At 46.8% G+C, this 18,311-nt stretch carries 19 protein-coding genes; all 19 read right to left on the reverse strand.

The annotated features are described in order from the left end of the window. Positions 1 to 147: 147 nt before the first annotated feature. On the reverse strand, positions 148 to 411 hold the full coding sequence (locus QMA09_RS08080; protein ID WP_135505510.1) for a YggT family protein: 264 nt from the start codon (positions 409 to 411) through the stop codon (positions 148 to 150). A 20-nt stretch (positions 412 to 431) separates the two neighbouring features. After that, on the reverse strand, positions 432 to 923 hold the full coding sequence (locus QMA09_RS08085; RefSeq protein ID WP_290212734.1) for a cell division protein SepF: 492 nt from the start codon (positions 921 to 923) through the stop codon (positions 432 to 434). Continuing rightward, positions 923 to 1,591: a YggS family pyridoxal phosphate-dependent enzyme gene (locus QMA09_RS08090; RefSeq protein ID WP_290212735.1), complete on the reverse strand. Its 669-nt coding sequence runs from the start codon at positions 1,589 to 1,591 to the stop codon at positions 923 to 925. Before QMA09_RS08090 ends, QMA09_RS08085 begins: the two co-directional genes overlap by 1 nt. A 241-nt stretch (positions 1,592 to 1,832) precedes the next feature. Next, on the reverse strand, positions 1,833 to 3,011 hold the full coding sequence (gene ftsZ / locus QMA09_RS08095; RefSeq protein ID WP_135500212.1) for a cell division protein FtsZ: 1,179 nt from the start codon (positions 3,009 to 3,011) through the stop codon (positions 1,833 to 1,835). A gap of 56 nt (positions 3,012 to 3,067) precedes the next feature. Next, entirely contained in the window at positions 3,068 to 4,348 is a 1,281-nt protein-coding gene (ftsA, locus tag QMA09_RS08100; protein ID WP_290212736.1) for a cell division protein FtsA, read from the reverse strand. 101 nt (positions 4,349 to 4,449) lie between these two features. Further along, entirely contained in the window at positions 4,450 to 4,815 is a 366-nt protein-coding gene (locus tag QMA09_RS08105; protein WP_135500214.1) for a small basic family protein, read from the reverse strand. Between the two features lie 5 nt (positions 4,816 to 4,820). Then, positions 4,821 to 5,534, reverse strand: a complete 714-nt coding sequence (locus tag QMA09_RS08110; protein ID WP_135500215.1) for a DUF881 domain-containing protein — start codon at positions 5,532 to 5,534, stop codon at positions 4,821 to 4,823. Between the two features lie 16 nt (positions 5,535 to 5,550). Further along, positions 5,551 to 6,273, reverse strand: a complete 723-nt coding sequence (locus QMA09_RS08115) for a DUF881 domain-containing protein (RefSeq protein WP_290212791.1) — start codon at positions 6,271 to 6,273, stop codon at positions 5,551 to 5,553. Next, positions 6,251 to 7,033 (reverse strand): cell division protein FtsQ/DivIB, encoded by a 783-nt coding sequence (locus QMA09_RS08120; protein ID WP_135500216.1) that lies wholly within the window; start codon positions 7,031 to 7,033, stop codon positions 6,251 to 6,253. Before QMA09_RS08120 ends, QMA09_RS08115 begins: the two co-directional genes overlap by 23 nt. Before the next feature lie 19 nt (positions 7,034 to 7,052). Then, positions 7,053 to 8,417: a UDP-N-acetylmuramoyl-L-alanine--D-glutamate ligase gene (gene murD, locus QMA09_RS08125; RefSeq protein ID WP_290212737.1), complete on the reverse strand. Its 1,365-nt coding sequence runs from the start codon at positions 8,415 to 8,417 to the stop codon at positions 7,053 to 7,055. Position 8,418: 1 nt separating this feature from the next. Next, positions 8,419 to 9,387: a phospho-N-acetylmuramoyl-pentapeptide-transferase gene (gene mraY, locus QMA09_RS08130; RefSeq protein ID WP_290212738.1), complete on the reverse strand. Its 969-nt coding sequence runs from the start codon at positions 9,385 to 9,387 to the stop codon at positions 8,419 to 8,421. Between the two features lie 29 nt (positions 9,388 to 9,416). Continuing rightward, complete coding sequence (locus QMA09_RS08135; protein WP_290212739.1) at positions 9,417 to 11,732, reverse strand: penicillin-binding protein; 2,316 nt, start codon at positions 11,730 to 11,732, stop codon at positions 9,417 to 9,419. Further along, positions 11,729 to 12,088, reverse strand: coding sequence for a cell division protein FtsL (gene ftsL / locus QMA09_RS08140; RefSeq protein ID WP_135500220.1), 360 nt, complete (start codon positions 12,086 to 12,088; stop codon positions 11,729 to 11,731). The genes QMA09_RS08135 and ftsL overlap by 4 nt, the downstream gene beginning before the upstream one ends. A gap of 31 nt (positions 12,089 to 12,119) precedes the next feature. Then, positions 12,120 to 13,064, reverse strand: coding sequence for a 16S rRNA (cytosine(1402)-N(4))-methyltransferase RsmH (rsmH, locus tag QMA09_RS08145; protein ID WP_290212740.1), 945 nt, complete (start codon positions 13,062 to 13,064; stop codon positions 12,120 to 12,122). Positions 13,065 to 13,085: 21 nt separating this feature from the next. Further along, the gene (gene mraZ, locus QMA09_RS08150) at positions 13,086 to 13,517 is read right to left on the reverse strand and encodes a division/cell wall cluster transcriptional repressor MraZ (protein WP_135500281.1); all 432 of its coding nucleotides are present in this window, start codon (positions 13,515 to 13,517) and stop codon (positions 13,086 to 13,088) included. A gap of 148 nt (positions 13,518 to 13,665) precedes the next feature. After that, on the reverse strand, positions 13,666 to 15,285 hold the full coding sequence (gene bshC / locus QMA09_RS08155) for a bacillithiol biosynthesis cysteine-adding enzyme BshC (protein WP_290212741.1): 1,620 nt from the start codon (positions 15,283 to 15,285) through the stop codon (positions 13,666 to 13,668). Positions 15,286 to 15,406: 121 nt separating this feature from the next. Further along, a complete protein-coding gene (locus QMA09_RS08160) occupies positions 15,407 to 15,790 on the reverse strand; it encodes a DUF3397 family protein (protein ID WP_135500222.1) in 384 nt (127 codons plus the stop codon). A 3-nt stretch (positions 15,791 to 15,793) separates the two neighbouring features. Further along, positions 15,794 to 16,651: a ketopantoate reductase family protein gene (locus QMA09_RS08165; RefSeq protein WP_290212742.1), complete on the reverse strand. Its 858-nt coding sequence runs from the start codon at positions 16,649 to 16,651 to the stop codon at positions 15,794 to 15,796. Positions 16,652 to 16,731: 80 nt separating this feature from the next. Next, positions 16,732 to 18,282, reverse strand: a complete 1,551-nt coding sequence (locus QMA09_RS08170; RefSeq protein WP_135500224.1) for an acyl-CoA carboxylase subunit beta — start codon at positions 18,280 to 18,282, stop codon at positions 16,732 to 16,734. Positions 18,283 to 18,311: the final 29 nt, after the last annotated feature.

The following is an 18,311-nucleotide window of genomic DNA, read 5'->3' on the forward strand; positions in this document are numbered from 1 at the left end:
GCAGTGAGTGAAGCGGCTGAGGTAGTGCCCGCGGAAAGCGTCCGTCTGAAGCGAAATGAAAAGCCTTAAAAATATCTAATATCTTAAAACAACTTTTCCACTTATAGCGGTTAATTGAAGAAAAAGACCTCACTTAATGTGAGGTCTTTAGTTGAAATAATTGAATAGGACAACGATTCCTTGGCTGGCAAGGTTCAAAGCGAAAATCGCTACAATCGGAGAAAAATCAATCATGCCGAATGGCGGGATGATCTTTCTGAAAATGTCCAGGTACGGGTCGGTGACTTTTGAAAGCATTTGGCCGAAAGCCGATTCTTTGGCATTAGGCAGCCAGCTCATCAAAATGCTGGCAATCAAGACAAATGAGTAGATGTTAATAGCGGTTAATAGCAAGTTTACAATAGCAATCATTTATTTTTCATGCTCCTCTTTTACTGTTGATCTTCGTAATAATAGTCGGAAATAGCTCCATCCACTTCGACAGTGTCTGGCACGCAGAGAAAAATATCCGTTCCAATGCGCTGAATATCTCCTCCAAGGGCGTAGACAGTGCCGCTAAGAAAATCGATGATGCGCAGACCCTGATCTTTTTCAATCCGCTGCAAATTGACGACTACTGCGCGTTTGTTCTTTAAATTCTCGGCAATGTCCTGTGCTTCCGCATAGACTCGCGGTTCGGCAAGAATCATTTTTGAAGATTTTGATGCGCTTTGCAAGCTTACCAAGTTTGATACTGTTGTTGTTTCCACAGGTTTTTGTCTCCGATCTTTCGGCGCTTTCCGGACTTCCGATTGGATGGGCTCCGGTTTTTCGTAGCGCTGGGGCTGCTGGGGCTGCTGGCGTTGTTGCTGCTGTTGCTCCTGCTCATCTTCTTCGTATTCTTCCAGATAAAAGAAATTCTTGAATTTGTTTTTAATGCTCATTATTTTGCCTCACTTTCCGACCCTACTAATGCAGTACCTATGCGAACAAAAGTTGCTCCTTCTTGGGCAGCAATGACGTAATCATTGGACATGCCCATAGAACATTCCGTACACGGGGCGTGCTCCATCTTTTCTGCGGCCACTTGAAGTTGAAGCGATTTAAGCTCTTTGAACACAGTGCGGATCAAAGCACTGTCGCTGGTGTTCGGCGCCATTGTCATTAACCCGACCACCTGGATTTTATCAAAAGCTGTAAGCGAACGGATAAAATCCAGTGTCTCTGCCGGCAATATTCCGCTTTTGGTTTCTTCGTTGGAGACATTCACTTGCACAAAGCATTTCAACGGTTTTTCTGCCCGTTTCTGAATTTCCTTCGCCAGGCTCAGGCGGTCAAGTGAATGGAGATAGTCGATGTTATTGACGACGTCTTTCACTTTTCTGGTCTGCAGATTGCCGATATAATGCCACGAGACGCCGGCGTCTATAGATTGGAGCTTCAAGGCAAGTCCTTCCGGACGGTTTTCGCCAAGATGCCGGATGCCGGCATCGATTGCTTCTTGAGTCCTTTCAACACCGACCTGTTTCGTTACCGCAATAATGTTGATGCCTGGGCGGATGCTATTTAATTCGTTAGTCATATTTTCAAAAACCGGTTTTATCGCGTTCATTTATTCACAACTTTTCTAAGGATGTTCAATCAATCCCAATCGGCAAAAGCCCATCAAAACCAATTGCCACTAAGCCTGGCCATTTATTGGCCCTGCTGCTTGAAGTTTCACTTTATTGTACCAAGTATAGGCATATTTATCAATTAAGCTCTGCCGTCATTGTCTTTCCGCTTTGGCAGCAACGCGATGACCTCTTTTAAACGCAATAAAAAAACAGCTGCCGGTTCGGCAGCTGTTGTGATTAGCGTCTCTTTTGTCGGTTGCGCAAGAATGTCGGGATGTCTAGTGCATCATCCTGTTGTTTTTCCTGGCGCACAGGCTCTTGTTGGTAAGAAGGCGCGTGGTCTTCACGGCGCTGTTCTTCGCGGCGCGATTCACGTAGTGAAGGCGGCGGAGACTGCTGCTGGATAGACTGTACGCGGCTTGAATTCAATCCAGAGCCCCGCGGCGTTCTTGGTTGTACCTGCTCTTCGTTGAAACCTGTAGCAATTACAGTGACAACAATTTCATCTTTCAGATTGTCATTGATGACAGATCCGAAAATCATGTTTACATCTTCGTCAGATGCCGACGCAACGATATCCGCTGCTTCTTGGACTTCGTACAAGCTCAAGTTCGATCCGCCCGTGATGTTCATAAGAACACCTTTAGCGCCATCGACGGATACTTCAAGCAACGGGCTTGAAACGGCTTTTTTCGCTGCTTCAGAAGCACGGTTTTCACCAGAAGAAACACCGATCCCCATTAATGCAGAACCTTTATTCGACATGATTGTTTTAACGTCAGCAAAGTCAAGGTTGATCAATCCAGGAACTGCAATCAAATCTGAGATACCTTGGACACCTTGGCGCAAAACGTTATCCGCTTCACGGAATGCTTCGAGCATCGGCGTGCTCTTGTCGACAATTTCAAGCAAACGGTCATTTGGAATGACGATAAGCGTATCAACAGATTCTTTCATCGTGCTGATTCCGCTGATTGCTTGTGTAGAACGCTTGCGGCCTTCGAAAGTGAATGGGCGTGTTACGACCCCTACCGTCAAAGCCCCAAGTTCTTTAGCGATTCCAGCGATGACTGGTGCAGCACCGGTACCAGTACCGCCGCCCATGCCGGCAGTTACGAATACCATATCCGCGCCGCGCAATGCTTCTTCAATTTGTTCTTTGCTTTCTTCAGCCGCTTTTTTGCCGACTTCAGGGTTAGCTCCAGCACCAAGGCCGCGCGTTAATTTGCCGCCGATTTGCAGGCGGACTTCCGCTTTGGATAAGTTTAACGCTTGAGCATCAGTGTTGACTGCGATAAATTCTACACCTTGGACTCCGTGTTCGATCATGCGGTTGACAGCGTTGTTTCCGCCGCCGCCGACACCGATAACTTTAATTATTGCCATAGCGTCAATTGATGTATCAAATTCCAACATTCTTTTTCCTCCTAAAATTGCTCCGCTTTTAAAGTAAGCATGATGCAATGTTCATTTTATTCGAAGAATCGGTCAAACATTTTCTTAGCTTTTGAAACGACGCCTTCAGTATTTTCCTTAGGCTGTTTTGGCTGTTTTTTAGGATGGTGTTCTTGCTCGATTTTCGCTGACTCTGTCAATGCAGCGCTCGCTCCTAAACGGCCATAGAACATATCTTCCATGTACGCGTATTGGATAAGCCCAACTGCTGTCGTGTACTGTGGTTCGCGGACGCCGATGAATTCCGGCACGAACAAACGGACACGGGTTTGAAGAATGTGGCGAGCCAATTCCGGCAGCCCTTCTAATTTCGCCATTCCGCCAGTCAATACGACGCCTCCTGGAAGGTCTTGGACGCCAAGGCGGTAAAGCTCATCTAAAATCAATTCAAAAAGTTCTTCCAGGCGGACCCCGATGATTTCAGATATGTATTTCTGGCTATATTGCTCTTTCGTATCTGAACCGATCACAGGAACTTCGAACAATTCATCTTCAGATGCATCGTCGTAGAACGCGTGGCCATGTTCCAGCTTGATCTTTTCTGCTTGTTCTGTCGGTGTTTTCAAGACGATCGATAAATCTTTTGTGACATGGTCGCCGCCGACAGGTATGACTGATGAAGCTGTCAAGTGGCCGTCTTGGAAAACAGCGATCGATGTCGATCCTCCACCGATATCGATGCAGGCCGTGCCGTGATTTTTTTCATCTTCAGTTAAAGCATAATAACCGGCAACCAATGGCTGCATGTAAATTTCACGAATCGAAAGGCCAGCACGTTCAACGCATCTTAGAACGTTGTGCAAAACGGTTTTCGATGTCGTAACCATTGTACCATCCATTTCAAGGCGAATCCCAATCATACCCCGCGGATCTTTGATTTCGTCCAAATGGTCGACAATGTATTGTTCAGGAATGATGTTGACGATTTCGCGTTCTGGCGGAATTGAGATGACTTGCGCCGCATCCATAACGCGGTCCAAATCCTCATCCGTAATTTCGCGGTCTTCGCTGTTTACAGCAACTACCCCTTTTACCGGCTGCAGCATGGCTTTATTGGCAGGAATGCCTAGAACCACTTCGTGGATCTGCTTGCCGATCATTCTCTCTGCTTGGTCGACAGCTTTTTTAATCGATTGAACTGTTGCATCTATATCAACAATCGCACCTTTTTTTATGCCATTTGATTTTACGTTCCCTACTCCGATAACGTGCAATGATTTATTGGCCATTTCCCCGATAAGTACTTTAACGGATGACGAACCGATGTCTAGGCTTACATATAATTCTGATTGACTCAATTCGTGGCACCTCCTTAAATTAACTTCATTAGTTTCATTCTATTGTAAATTGTGCACCTTGTCTAAGCAAAACAGCAGAAGTTTGTAAATTTCCTTACAATTCACCCCTGTGTTTCGCGCAATTCTTTTTTCTCTGCCCATTTCGTCAAAATTATGCGCCGGATGACAGCGATATTCTGGAACAGCCGCACACCGAATGCAAAAATGGCAGCGAGGTATAGATCCACTCCTAAATGCACCCCTAAGAAAGCGAGGCCGGCGGCAAGGGCGATGTTAAAGAAAAAACCCGATACAAATACCTTATCATCATACACCTGCTGTAAATGGGCCCTTATTCCCCCGAACAATGTATCCAGGGAGGCCAGAACCGCTATCGACAGATAGTTCGCATATTCAGGAGGGATTTGGATGTCCGTCAGCAATCCTAATGATATCCCCAATATTAAGCCCAAAATGGATAGCCACATCTATACTACTCCTTTGCTTCCTCTAGCAGATTATAATCAATGTCTTTGCCGTACGCTTCGATTGCCAATTCAGCAGTCGGTTCTGATACTTCAACGATCAGATCGTCGATATAGAAATCATCGCGCAGCGGAGACGACAGCAAATGGTTATAAAGCGTTTCTGTGTCTTCCATGGAATTCGCTACGATTTTTATGTTGAACGGCGGCGTCTGGATTGGCACCGTGTTCACCGTCGTCCTGCCGTTGATGTCACGGATTGCCGTTGTATTGACTATCCGGTTGCCATCGATCGATACATATAATCCATTAAATCGGTTGATTTCGTTTACAAACCGGATCAGCAAGTCAGGAGCAATGCCTTCGATATTCTGCCCCAAAGCGACCGCTTCAGGCGAAGGTTCTATTGACACCTCAATTCCTGGGCCGGCTGTTTCCGTAAGCCCCGCAGTCTTTCGCAAATCCTCTACCGTTTCGACTAATGCCTGTTCCGGGCTCTGGTCCGCCGCGTCTTCGTACTTGGATAAAGTTTCTGACAGCTGGCCGATTTCCGACAGCAATTCCGAGTGGAGCTGCTTTTCACGCGAAAGTTCCTGCCGCACTTCCCAAACATCGCGCGTATCCCGTGAGTTCGGTTCGTTCAAGGTATTGTATTGGATGGCCGTCATTAAACCGATGATGAATAAAATCAGCGAAAACCGGAAAGATATGATTTTTTTCATGATGGCTCCCCTTTACTCAAGATTCTGATAGCATGGCAGGCATGGATATTTTCTGGCCCATATCCAGCGTGACGATGATATTATCGTTGAGCAGCTGATCCATGACGCCGCCTGAAAGTTTCATGGAAGATTCGAGCACATCGGATTTGCCGATCGCTTCAATTGTAAACGGTGCCGGATACTGAACGCCATCGACCGTTATTACCGGTCCAGTGCAGACAATATAGGAATTTCCATCTATGCGCTGGCCATTGACGGAAATGGCTTGCGCCCCGGAAATGTAAAGCTCGTTGATGACTTGGAACACATGGCTTTCATGGACGATATAATCGTTCGGGTTTTTCGAATTGCCATCATATTCGCCGTCCTGCAGCGTCACTTTCAAGCCATCCCCTTCCACTGGCAGAGCTCCGACATAGCGGCGCAGCGATTCTGCTTCATCCGCATAATCACTGAACCGGTCTGGCCCATCAGAAAAAGATTGCTCGTATTTCTGGACTGCCGCCTGTTTTTCTTCCAATTCGGCCCGCAGGTCTTTATTTCGTTCTTGTTGTTCGATCAATTGGCCGCGGAAGCGCTCTTCTTGCTCGAAAAATGCACCGCCTGTGTAGCCGCTCTTGTTTTTTTCAGCTTGGGATAGACTGAAGGAATAAGCCATGATAAAGCCCAATACCAGAAAAACCAGCGAAAAAATAATTGATTTGCTGAAACGCCGATTACTCTTCTTCGGGTTCTTCATCATCTTCACCTTCTTTCGGAGGCCCGTACATGTCGTCATATGAGCGGAAGAAGATTCCGACCTCCATGTCAATTACGCCTTTTTGCCCTTCATCGAGCTGCGCAATAACTGAGGGGTAATAATTCAGTTTTTCCGCCAACGTGCTTAACGTCCCTTTGACTTCGTTGCCATCGTTCATATACAGGCTCACCAAAGGTGAACTTTCTTCCGGATTCAACGTAATCTGGGAAATGAGGTTATAAACCTCAGAATCGACGTCGGTTAACTGCGCCGCTAGTTTCTGGCGGGTTTCATCATTTTCAAAATTGGTGAAAATCGGACCGCTGACTGAATCTACGGGCTTTTCCAAAGCATATCCGTTTGATAAAACCATCTGATAACCGGTTTCGTTATCCAGGTAGCCTATTTTTTCGTGTTCTGCAATGTAGATTTCCAAACCAGTCAACCATTTTTTTTCGACCCTTGAAGCTTTTACCCATTCGAGGCCGTTCAATTTTTCTTCAATCTCTTTTTCAGTGAAGCTCCACATCGAATCTCCAAATTCCAGGCCGCTGGCTTGCTGGTAATCGACCGGCGCGTAAAGATTAGCGCCCGCCACCGCAACATCCTGAAGTTTGCTGTATTTTGTCTGGCTGTAGATGGCCACAACCAGCAACAAAAGAAAAATGGTCAGCAGCGCCACGAACTTGCGATTGGTTCTTTTTTTCCGCCGCTCACGGAGCGTCGGGATGCGTTCTTCGATATCAATCACTTTGTCCATACTCGCTGCTCCTTATCTTTTAGTCGTTTGCTTGCGTTACACGCTGTACCGCATCGATAAACGCATCGCCGCGGATTTCAAAATTTTCATACTGGTCCCAGCTTGCACAAGCCGGTGATAATAATACCGTGTCGCCGCTTTGTGAGTTGCCGACCGCTTTTTCAACGGCTTCCAGCATATCTTCCGCTTTTGCGACTGTTGGAACTCCGTTAGCCGATGCGAATTCCGCAAACCGGCCGGCAGTTTCGCCAAATGTAATAAGCGCTTTGACCCGAGGCATGAACGGACGCAATTCTTCCAAAGAATGATTGCGTTCGAGCCCGCCGGCCAATAAAATGATTTGGCCTGGGAAAGCCTCCAAAGCACTTTTCGTAGCAAGTGCATTTGTCGCTTTCGAGTCGTTGTAGAATTTGCGCCCTTTCCATTCAAGGACGAATTGTGAACGGTGCTTTACACCTGTAAATGACGTCAGGACGCGGATAATAGTTTCTTTCGTGCCGCCCCATAATAACGCAGCCGCTGTGGCTGCTAAAATATTTTCTAAATTATGCTGTCCGCCGAGCAAGATTTTCGATCGTTCGATCAACTGCTCACCCTGCCAGTAAATGAAGCTGTCATCGGCACTGATGCTTTCTTCAGTCCGTCCTTTCAATGTGAAAGGAATCAATTGCGCTTTGCACCCTGCAGCAAAATCCGCCAAAATAGGCTGGTCTGCGTTGTAGATGAAGAAATCTTCAGGAAGCTGATTGGCTGCGATTTTCATTTTTGAACCGACGTAATCTTCCGCCGTCCCATGGTAATCCAGATGCGCTTCGTACAGGTTCGTGATGATCGCAATATGAGGCCGGAATGATTCAACGCCTTTCAATTGGAACGATGAAAGTTCTGTGACGATGACATTTTCCGGTCTTGCTTTTTCCGCCACACCGCTTGCCACCGTACCGATATTGCCGGCAATCAATGGCTTTTTATTGTCTTGGTTGAGCATATGGAACAATAACGTCGTTGTGGTCGTTTTGCCGTTCGAACCGGTGATGCCGATAAACGGCGCTTCACTGATCAAATAAGCAAGTTCGATTTCTGTCCAGATTGGAATCCCTTTTTCGACAGCGGACTCAATGATGACGTTGGAATACGGAATTCCTGGGTTTTTGACCACCAATTCAAATCCTTCATCAAGCAAATCTTCTGGATGCCTTCCGCAAATGACCGTAACGCCCAAATTCAATAGTTCCTGAGCTTCCGGGTTCGCTTCGAATGGCTTTGAATCATTCACTGTAACAAATGCACCGAGCTGATGCAGGATTCGCGCAGCCGTAAACCCGCTTTTCGCCAACCCAAGCACCAACACTTTTTTATGGAAAACCTGTTCAACTTGTTTCATTTTATAAAACCTCCAGCGCAACTGCGATAACCGCTGCAATAAGCCCTACTGCCCAGAAGACAGTAACGACTTTCCATTCGGACCAGCCGCTCAATTCGAAATGGTGGTGAATCGGACTCATTTTGAAAATCCGCTTTTTTCTTAATTTGAAACTGCCGACCTGCAAAATAACAGACGCCGTTTCAATGACGAAGACCAAGCCGATGATGAGCAGCAGCAATTCCTGCTTCAACAAAATCGAGACCATTGCAAGAGCCCCTCCGAGCGCAAGAGATCCCGTGTCGCCCATAAAGACTTTAGCCGGGTATTTATTGAACACCAGAAAGCCTAAGAGCGCGCCTGCTACCGCGAAGGTGAACATGGCAATGCCTTCTTGTTCCTGTACGATGGCAATGACGCCGAACGCAGCAAAAGCGATTGATGCAGTTCCAGCCACTAATCCGTCCAGGCCATCTGTCAAATTGACGGCGTTCGAGAAGCCGACAAGCCAGAATATGATAAATAACACATACAGCATAGATAACTCGATAGAGAAATCAGTGAACGGAATATACACCGCTGTGTCGAATTCAGTGCCGTTCAATAGGAAAAACGAAATAACGGCAATAACGATCTGGGCAATCAATTTTTGCAGTGATGTCAACCCGAGATTCCGCTTCAAGACCACTTTGATAAAGTCGTCCAAAAATCCGATTAATCCGTAGCCGAATAAAACCAGCAGCAGGATGGTGATTTCCTGTGACATCCGGTCCGCAAAAAGCGCGACCCCCAATACAGTAATGATGATCGCGATCAAGTAGACAAGGCCGCCCATTGTAGGCGTCCCCGTTTTTTTCATATGGGACTCTGGCCCCTCTTCACGGATGCTCTGGCCAAATTTCATCCTTCTTAAAAGCGGGATAAAAATAGGCATTAAGGCAACCGTGAGCAAAAAAGCAATTCCAAATCCAAGCAATATATATCCATTCATGTTAGCAAAGAGCTCCTTTAAACATTAAATTATTGGGCTGAATCTTCAGCTGGTGCTTGTTCATTTTGTTCTGTTTCAGCCGATTCTCCTTCTGCCGATTCATCAGCAGGAGGCGTTTCCGGCACAACTTCAGGTTCAGCGGTTTCTTCCTCTGGAATCCCTTCCATGCCATCGGTCATTTGCACTTGGAACGATTCTTCCGGCGTCAGCATCTGCACAACGACCGGTTCCCCTTCTGTTATTGCCGAGCCCGGTGTCAGGCTCTGGCTTGCGGCGTAGCCTTCGCCGACAATCTCCAGTGAGATGCCGCTGAGCGATTGGAACGCCAGCAAGTCTCGTTTAGACCAGGCGGTAAAGTCCGGCAATGCCGTTTCGCCCGCCGTTTTTAAAATCACTGTGCCGCCTTCGACAATCGTTTCTCCAGCTTGCGGGTATTGGCCTTCCACCTTAGAGGCGGCGCCAGTTGAAATGACTTTCAGGCCTTTAGCGGTAAGCTGCTCAGCAACTTTCGCTGACTCAAGGCCGGTATAATCTTCCAGTTCCGCTTTTTTTACAGTTTCTGCATTTTTCGGTTTAATATTCATGTATTTAAGCCCGTTCTCCATTACAGAGGTAAAGATTTTTGCAACTGGCACTGAGCCATACTCGTCTGCCGGCAGTTCAGGCTCCTGAACACCAATATAAATGAGCAGTTCCGGATCTTCAGCCGGAGCCATACCCAAAAATGAGAATAGGTACTTGTTTCGTCCGGTTTTATACAGCCCATTTTCTCCAGGAACTTGCGCCGTTCCGGTTTTGCCGGCTACCGTATAATCCTGCAGCGCAAAACCGCGTGCGGACCCCGCCTCCGAAGTTACAGTGGAAGCCAGGATTTCCCTCACCTGTTTTGCCGTTTCGGCTGAAATCGGATTGCCAGCTTTGGTCGGTTCGCTTTTCTTGGTTACTTCGCCAGTGTCCGGGTTTTTAATCTGGTCGATGACATACGGCTGCATCATCGTTCCATCATTTGCAATGGCGGATGCAGCTTGGATCATTTGGACCGGCGTGACCGTCGATCCTTGGCCGTAAGACATGGTCAATCGATCGATCGGCCATTTGTCGAGAATCGTTCCCGATGCTTCATTTGGCAGATCAATGCCGGTTTTTTCGCCGAATCCGAACGCGTCGATATACCGCATCAAGTTTTCAGGTCCTAAGCGCTCGAGCAAGTATGCCATCGAAACGTTCGATGAACGCTGGAATCCTTCCAAAAATGTGATGCTCCCCCAACCGCGCCCGCTATTATGGTCGCCAATCGTGCGGTCAAGCAAGGTATACGTCCCCGATTCGTAATAAGCATCCGGATCCCATTTTCCTTCTTCAATCGCTGAAGCGAGTGTAAACATCTTCATCGGAGAACCGGGTTCGATGGTCAACTCAATGCTTTCATTGAGCCAGTTGTCGGACAGGCCTTCCCGCGTGTTAGGATTGAAAGTCGGCCGTTGGGACATTCCCAGAATTTCTCCGGTTTTCGGGTCCGCAATAACGGCGATCATGCGCTTCGGTGAATATTCTTCTTGAACGCTGGACATCGCATCTTCTAAAAAGTTCTGCAGTGTTTTATCCAATGTCAATTGGACATTGGACCCGTCCACTGCGGGAGTTACCACCGATTCACTATTTGGCAGTAAAAAGCCCCATTTATCTGTGCTGAATTCCATTTTTCCGTTCTTTCCAGTTAATACTTCATCGTGGATTGCTTCAAGACCCATTTTGCCTTTCGTTACCATCTGCCCATCCTTTTGCTCTTCTTTCAATGCAAAACCGATCAAATGAGAGGCAAAAGAACCGTTCGGGTAAAGGCGCTTCAAGTCCCGGACGAATAAAACGCCCGGAAGTTTTTCTTCTTTCATTTCAAGCATTTTCGTATGGCTGATTTCACGTCCCGCAACACCGAATTCGACTTGGTAGCGGTCTTTTTCAATTCCGGAATTCAAGATGCTTATAAGTTTATCTTCTGGGGTATCCAAATAATCAGACAATACTTCGGCTGTATGTTCCACGTCAGTTACATGCCGCGGGTTGCTGGCCTTCTGTGTGGCCGATTCATCAACGACGGCAACGACTTTATACGTCAACGTATCTTCTGCGATCACTTCGCCGTTGCGGTCAAGGATTTTCCCCCGTTTGGCTGTAAGCACTTCTTCCTGGCTGTATTTCGCTGCAGCTCTTGCGGCTAATTCCTGCCCTTCAACAGAACCTGTGGCCTGAATCGTTACGATTCTTGCCGTTAAAAGGAAAAAGAGCCCTGCAAAAACTAAAAACAGCAGAAAGGCTCCCCATTGAAATCGAAACTTTTTTTTCATTGCCCTGGCACTACCTTTACATTTCGCTCATTTGGTTTTAGGCCGCTTTCCTTTGCTTTTGCCCAAATGCGATCGTATCTGGATAGTTCGCTGACTTGCACAGACAAATCTGTATTTTGTTTCACTTTTTCATCGATTGAATGTTCAATTGTTTGTATTTCCTGAGACGAAGCCTGAATCACTGACTGGTTTTGCAGCACAAGAACAGCGCACAGTACGAATACAGCTACGAATGACAAGTAAAGGAATTTTTCGCCTTTAGTAATGAGATTTCTTTTTTTAGCCGGCTCCCGGGTAGGGTTTTGAGGAACGGCCGGCTGTTGTATGTATGCTTCTTTTCTTGCATATAAAGCCATTTGAACACGTCCTAACTCTCTTTTTTAGATCTTACTTCTGATCTTTCACTTTTTCGGCAATTCTCAATTTCGCTGATCGCGAACGGTTATTATGCTCCAATTCCTCCGCTGAAGGAAGAATGGGTTTGCGTGTAATCAACTTTAATATCGGTTCCATGCCTTCCGGTATGACAGGCAAGTTCGGTGGAAGTTCAGGCATTGACGAATGTTCTTTGAAAATCGCCTTGCACAGTCTATCTTCAAGCGAATGGAATGTGATGACGCTGATGCGCCCTCCAATGGCCAATAGCTCGATTGCGTCTTGCAGCGACGTTTCAGCTGCACCTAATTCATCATTGACTGCTATACGGATTGCTTGGAATACCCGCTTCGCAGGATGTCCGCCTTTACGTCTCGCAAATGCCGGAATCCCGTCTTTAATGCATTCAACCAATTGCCCTGTGGTTTCAATCGGCGCTAGCTCTCTAGCTGCTTCGATCTTTCTGGCAATTTGCTTGGAAAACTTCTCTTCTCCATAACGATAGAATATACGCACCAAATCTTCGAATGCCCATTCGTTGACGACATCGTAAGCGCTTAACTTCGCCGTTTGGTCCATCCTCATATCCAATGGTGCATCATTATGGTAGCTGAATCCCCGTTCTGGAGTATCAAGCTGAGGCGATGACACGCCTAAATCATAAAGGATGCCATCCACTTTCGTGATGCCGCGCATTTCCAGTTCTTCTTTAATGAATTTAAAATTCGCATGGATAAATGTAATCTTGTCTAAATGATCTTTCAACTTCAGCTTGGCATGGTCAATCGCTGTCGCATCTTGATCGAAACAATACAAATGCCCTTTTTCGGACAATTGCTGCACCAGATACTCGCTATGCCCTGCTCCGCCAAGCGTGCAGTCTACGTAAATGCCGTCAGGACGAATGTTCAGTCCATCGACGGTCTCGTGAAGTAAAACCGTGGTGTGGTTGAACAATCATTTCCCTCCGTTCAGTTTCTAAAAATCAAAGTCCGCTAAATTTTCCGCAATATCATTAAAAGAATCTTCAGATGCCGTAAAATACTCTTCCCATGCATCTTTAGACCAAATTTCAAATCTATTGGAGACACCGAGTATGACGCATTCTTTTTCAAGTTTCGCATATGATATCAAGGTCGATGGTATGTTGACGCGCCCTTGTTTATCGAGTTCCACTTCCGAGGCACCCGAGAAAAAGAACCGTGTAAATGCACGTGCGTCTTTTTTAGTGACCGGCAGCTCTTTCAGCTTGTCTTCGATCTTTATCCATTCATCCATTGTGTAGCCAAATAAGCACTGGTCCAGGCCCCGGGTAATGACAAAATTCTCCCCGAGCTGTTCACGAAATTTTGCCGGGACGATTAATCGTCCTTTAGCATCAACGCTATGTTGATATTCTCCCATGAACATGCCATCCACCCCACTTATTGTTTTTAATGTACCACAATCCCCCACTTCCCACCACTTGTTTTTTAAATATTTCACGTATGTTACAGAAAAAAATCCCAATTGCACTTCTTGAGACAAAAAAAAGCCTGCCGAGGCAGACTTTGCGTACTTATAAGTAGATGAGTTTATGATTTTTGTCATATTCAAAATCGAGTGCAAGCAGCTCTTTAACAAGGTTCAATCCATAGTCATTCATATACGGGAACGGGCTGAAAATTCGTTCCTGGTAGCCGCCATTCGGATGCAGCTCCAGTTCCAGCAAATCAAAATGGGCGAATTGTGTGCTGTTCTGCAGAATTACTTCATCTTCTAATTTGTTCTTCAAGAATTGCAGTTGTTTCTGATGGAATTGCAGGTTTTTCTCCACCAGCGGTTCCAATCCCCCACTTATCGTTGAAAATGCTTTTTTGATTTCGATGTATTTGGCTTGGAGCTGCTGTTCCAGTTCTTCAATGAGCTGTTCCGCCTGTTCTTCGCGTATCGACTCCATCAAATGCTGGCGCATTTCGGGAATTTTTTGACCTTTTGCTACTTCGGCGGCTGACAGATTGTATTTCCTCAATAAGGCCTCAACTTTTCTAGAAACCAAGGTCATGCTCAAACGTGGCATAACAACCGGCATTTCCATCCCTGCTGTTTGAAATACATTTTTCAATGCAGCCCAATAAGCGATTTCGCCTGGCCCGCCTACAAAAGCCAAGACCGGAAAGACCATTTCCTGCATCAATGGACGGGTCACTACATTATTGCTGAGATTTTCAGGTGATGTTCTTGCAATTTCCAGCAGCTCATCCAATGTGTATTCGATAGCCGCCCCTTTTCCTGTGAAGCGTTCGCCTTCACGCTGAAGAAGAATCCGCTCGCCCTGCACCGTGACAAATAAATTGGCGGCATTTTCTTCAGCTCCGATAGCTGCAGCATACCCGGCTTCCTGCAATTGCGCTTCAGTATCGGCAACGGCATGCGCTATCTCTTCAGAGTGCCGGATCATCTCCTCGAAATATGGAGTTTCGTATTGGCGAAGAGACGTATCCGCAGCGTCAATATACAATAGCCCTTCTTCGTTGAAAAAATGGTTTAAAAGCAGCGCAAAGAAATCCGTGTAGGAGTCTGCCTTTTCCAACTTTGTAAATACCAACGCCTGCAGCTCTTTGCTATAGGCTGTCTCTGGCAGGCTACGGAAGTATTCTTTCAAATAGGCTTCGACCGTTGATTTATTCAATTGTGCCGTGGAAGCAGAATTCTTGCCATATTCAGTATGTGGGACATTTAATTTGTCGAGCCGGCCGTTTATACCGCGGTACAAGTGGCTGACTTCTGCTAAATCATGGTCTTCTCCCGCAATCCAGAAAACAGGTACGACGTCCGTTCCCAACTCAACAGCTGCTTGCTTAGCCAGCACGATGATGGAGATGGCTTTGTGGACAGTGTACAAAGGACCTGTAAGAAGGCCTGCCTGCTGCCCCGCAACTACGACGGGCGCGCCCGCTTCGAAAGCTGCCAAATTCTTTTCGGCATTCTCGGAAAGACCGTTCGGAGACATATAATTGCGCAGGATCCCAGTGAGCTTGTGCCGATCCACTGGATGCTCTTTCAGTTTTTGATAGCGCTCTTTGAACTGCGCCGTGTCTGGTTTATAAGAAAAAAATTGTGCGATCGCGGGTTCGCCGTTTATGTAATCGTTCATCAGTTTACTGGCCGGTTCTATATAAAGTTCCTCTATATTCATTTAAAAATGTCCCCTTTTCCCTTTACATTCAGATACAACTATATCAAACCTGGACGCCATTGAAAAAAAATAAGCTTACAAGTTCAGGCTGCGGAGTTTCCACAGGCCTTTCTTGTAAGCTTCAAGCAGTCAAGAAGTCGTTGAGTGCGAACGCAATTCCCACTGCCCAGATCAAGCAATGGGCAATGCTGAGCAGCAGAAAATAAACTCGCCAGGTTTTGCGCCCCAGTTTCAGGATTTCAATTTCCTTCGACTTTTTCCATTCATTGATGAGCATGGCAATCGCCACGATAATCGCTGCCGCATAAGAAATGAATGAAGCGTCAAATTCCCATAAGGCTCCGATAGCCACCGGAATTGAAAAAAACAAGAGAAAAGTGGTCAAGTCCGCAGCCAAGCCGATTGAGCGATAGCCCAACCGCTTTCTTGCGAAAAGTACGATTAGTATAAAGGCAGTGGCAGGGGCGAAAATGAAAACGGCCCCAAGCGAATAAAAGATATCCATTGGTTAAACCTCGACTGATTTTAATAAATTATAAAAAGCTTTTAATGTCGGCAGTTCGATCGGCGACCGCATCAATGTGTAGCGGATGATCGTGTCAATCTCCATCTTCCGGCCGGCCCGTTTATCAGCAAGCATTGACGACGTGTTGCCAGCAGTTGATGCGCACAAAGAAGTAACTTCTTCAAATGGCAAGAAGGCGTCGATATCTGGAAATGCCCTGTATAGCTCCGTATACAGATCTTTCATCAATTCGTAGGCGTAGGGGTTCGTCAGCAATTCGCCGTTCTTGATCTCCATCAGCGCTGTCAGCGGATTGATGATGCTGTTGAGCAGCACTTTCCGGAACAGCATGCGATCGGCATCTTCATGCCAGCGGGTCAGCACTCTCCTTAAATCAAGCAAGGGCAAAAAATGCCTTTTCTCGCCTTTCAGCAAAGCCAAATTCAAAACTCCTTTGCCGGTGTGTTCGATTTCGTTATCGCTGATCCGGATAACCCCATGCTCGACACTGCCTGCAGCTATGTTTTGCTGAGGCATGCTTTTCAAGTACTCAAGGTGCAGCATGCCGTTCTGCAGGAAGACGATGGGATTTTCAGCACATTCCTTGTTGACGATCGGCAGAATTTCTTCAAGAGCATCGTATTTCACGGCAAGCAGCACAATCGCATGGCGATTGATGTTTTCCAGTTTTTCAGACGCATCGACAACATAATAGGCACTGCCCCTTTTGATGCCTTGCTCATTGATCAATTGCGCCTGTTCTTTGCGATGGGTGATCAGCTTGACGCTGGCCCCTGCATCGCGCAGCATGCAGGACATCAGCATACCGACAGAACCTGCCCCCACTACGACGTATTCCATTACAACCCCTCCTAGCCAGAATGGTTTCACCTTTTTAAAAGAAGCCTGCCTTAGCAAGGCAGACTTCTGGTTTCATTTTATTATACAGGAGTAATGGCATGTTTTCGATATGGCAACGGCAATTCTTTTGATTCATAGAAGGATAGGCGCTGCGCCAGGACTCCGCGCAATTGGTGGGGAGCCACAATTTCATCGATGATCAATTCAGAAGCCAATTTGTAGATATCGATTTCTTCTTTATACTCGCGATGTTTTTCCTGCACATACTTGATGCGCTCTTTCGGATCTTCGATCGCTTCAATTTTATTTGAATAAACAGCATTGACTGCCGCTTCCGGGCCCATGACCGCGATTTGTGCAGTCGGCAATGCGATGCAGACGTCCGGTTCGAAAGCCGGGCCTGCCATTGCATACAATCCTGCGCCGTAAGCTTTGCGGACGATGACCGAAATTTTCGGCACGGTTGCAGAACTCATCGCAGCAATGAATTTCGCGCCGTGGCGGATGATGCCTGCGCGCTCGACTTTCGTACCGATCATGAAGCCTGGCACATCTGCAAGGAATAAGAGCGGAATCGAAAAGGCGTCGCATAAGTTGATGAATTTTGCGCCTTTGTCGGCAGAATCGCCGAACAACACGCCGCCTTTGACTTTCGGCTGGTTGGCAAGGATGCCGACGACTTGGCCTTCAATGCGGGCGATTCCTGTAATCAATTCTGCCGCAAACAATTTCTTGATGTCGAAAAAGCTTCCTTCGTCGACTAATTGGTCGATCAATTCATACATATCAAATGGTGCGTTCTGGTTTTCCGGAATAATCGCTTCCAGTGTCCGGCCAGCTTTCGCTGCCTTCGCTTCGATTTTTTCCGGCTTCATCGCAAAGTTCGCGGGAAAGTTCTGCAGGTAACGGCGTGCTTCGGAAATCGCTTCTTCTTCCGTCGCCACCAACACATCACCGACGCCGCTGACCGTACAATGCATCCGCGCTCCGCCCATTTCTTCAAGCGTCACTTTTTCGCCGATGACTTTCTCAGCCATCCGCGGTGAACCCAAATACATCGAAGCATTGCCTTCGACCATGATGACGATGTCGCAGAAGGCAGGAATATAAGCTCCCCCAGCTGCAGATGGTCCGAATAACAAGCAGACCTGCGGCACCATGCCAGACATTCTTACTTGGTTATGGAAAATCCGCCCCGCACCCCTACGGTTTGGAAACATGTCCAATTGATCGGTAATCCGTGCACCGGCTGAATCGACCAGGTAAAGCATCGGCACTTGCATTTTCTCAGCGGTTTCCTGGATGCGAATAATTTTCTCCACTGTCCGGAAGCCCCACGAACCGGCTTTGACCGTCGAATCATTGGCCATGACACAAACTGTTTGGCCATTGACTTTGCCGATTGCCGTCACAACGCCATCAGCTGGCAAATCGCCCGCTTCGACATTGGCAAAGCGGCCGTCTTCCACGTAGTTTTCGTCGTCAAACAGCAATTTCAAGCGGTCCCGAACGAATAATTTATTGCTTTCTTTCATTTTTTCATGGTATTTGGGATGGCCGCCCGCAAAAATCGTTGCGAGCTTTTGCTCCAAACGCTCATTATACCCCGTTGTTTCCGTTGTTTTGGTCATTTCACTTGTCCCCTTTGCGTAAAAAACTC

Source organism: Planococcus sp. APC 3906 (assembly GCF_030407685.1).
Taxonomy (GTDB): domain Bacteria; phylum Bacillota; class Bacilli; order Bacillales_A; family Planococcaceae; genus Planococcus; species Planococcus koreensis.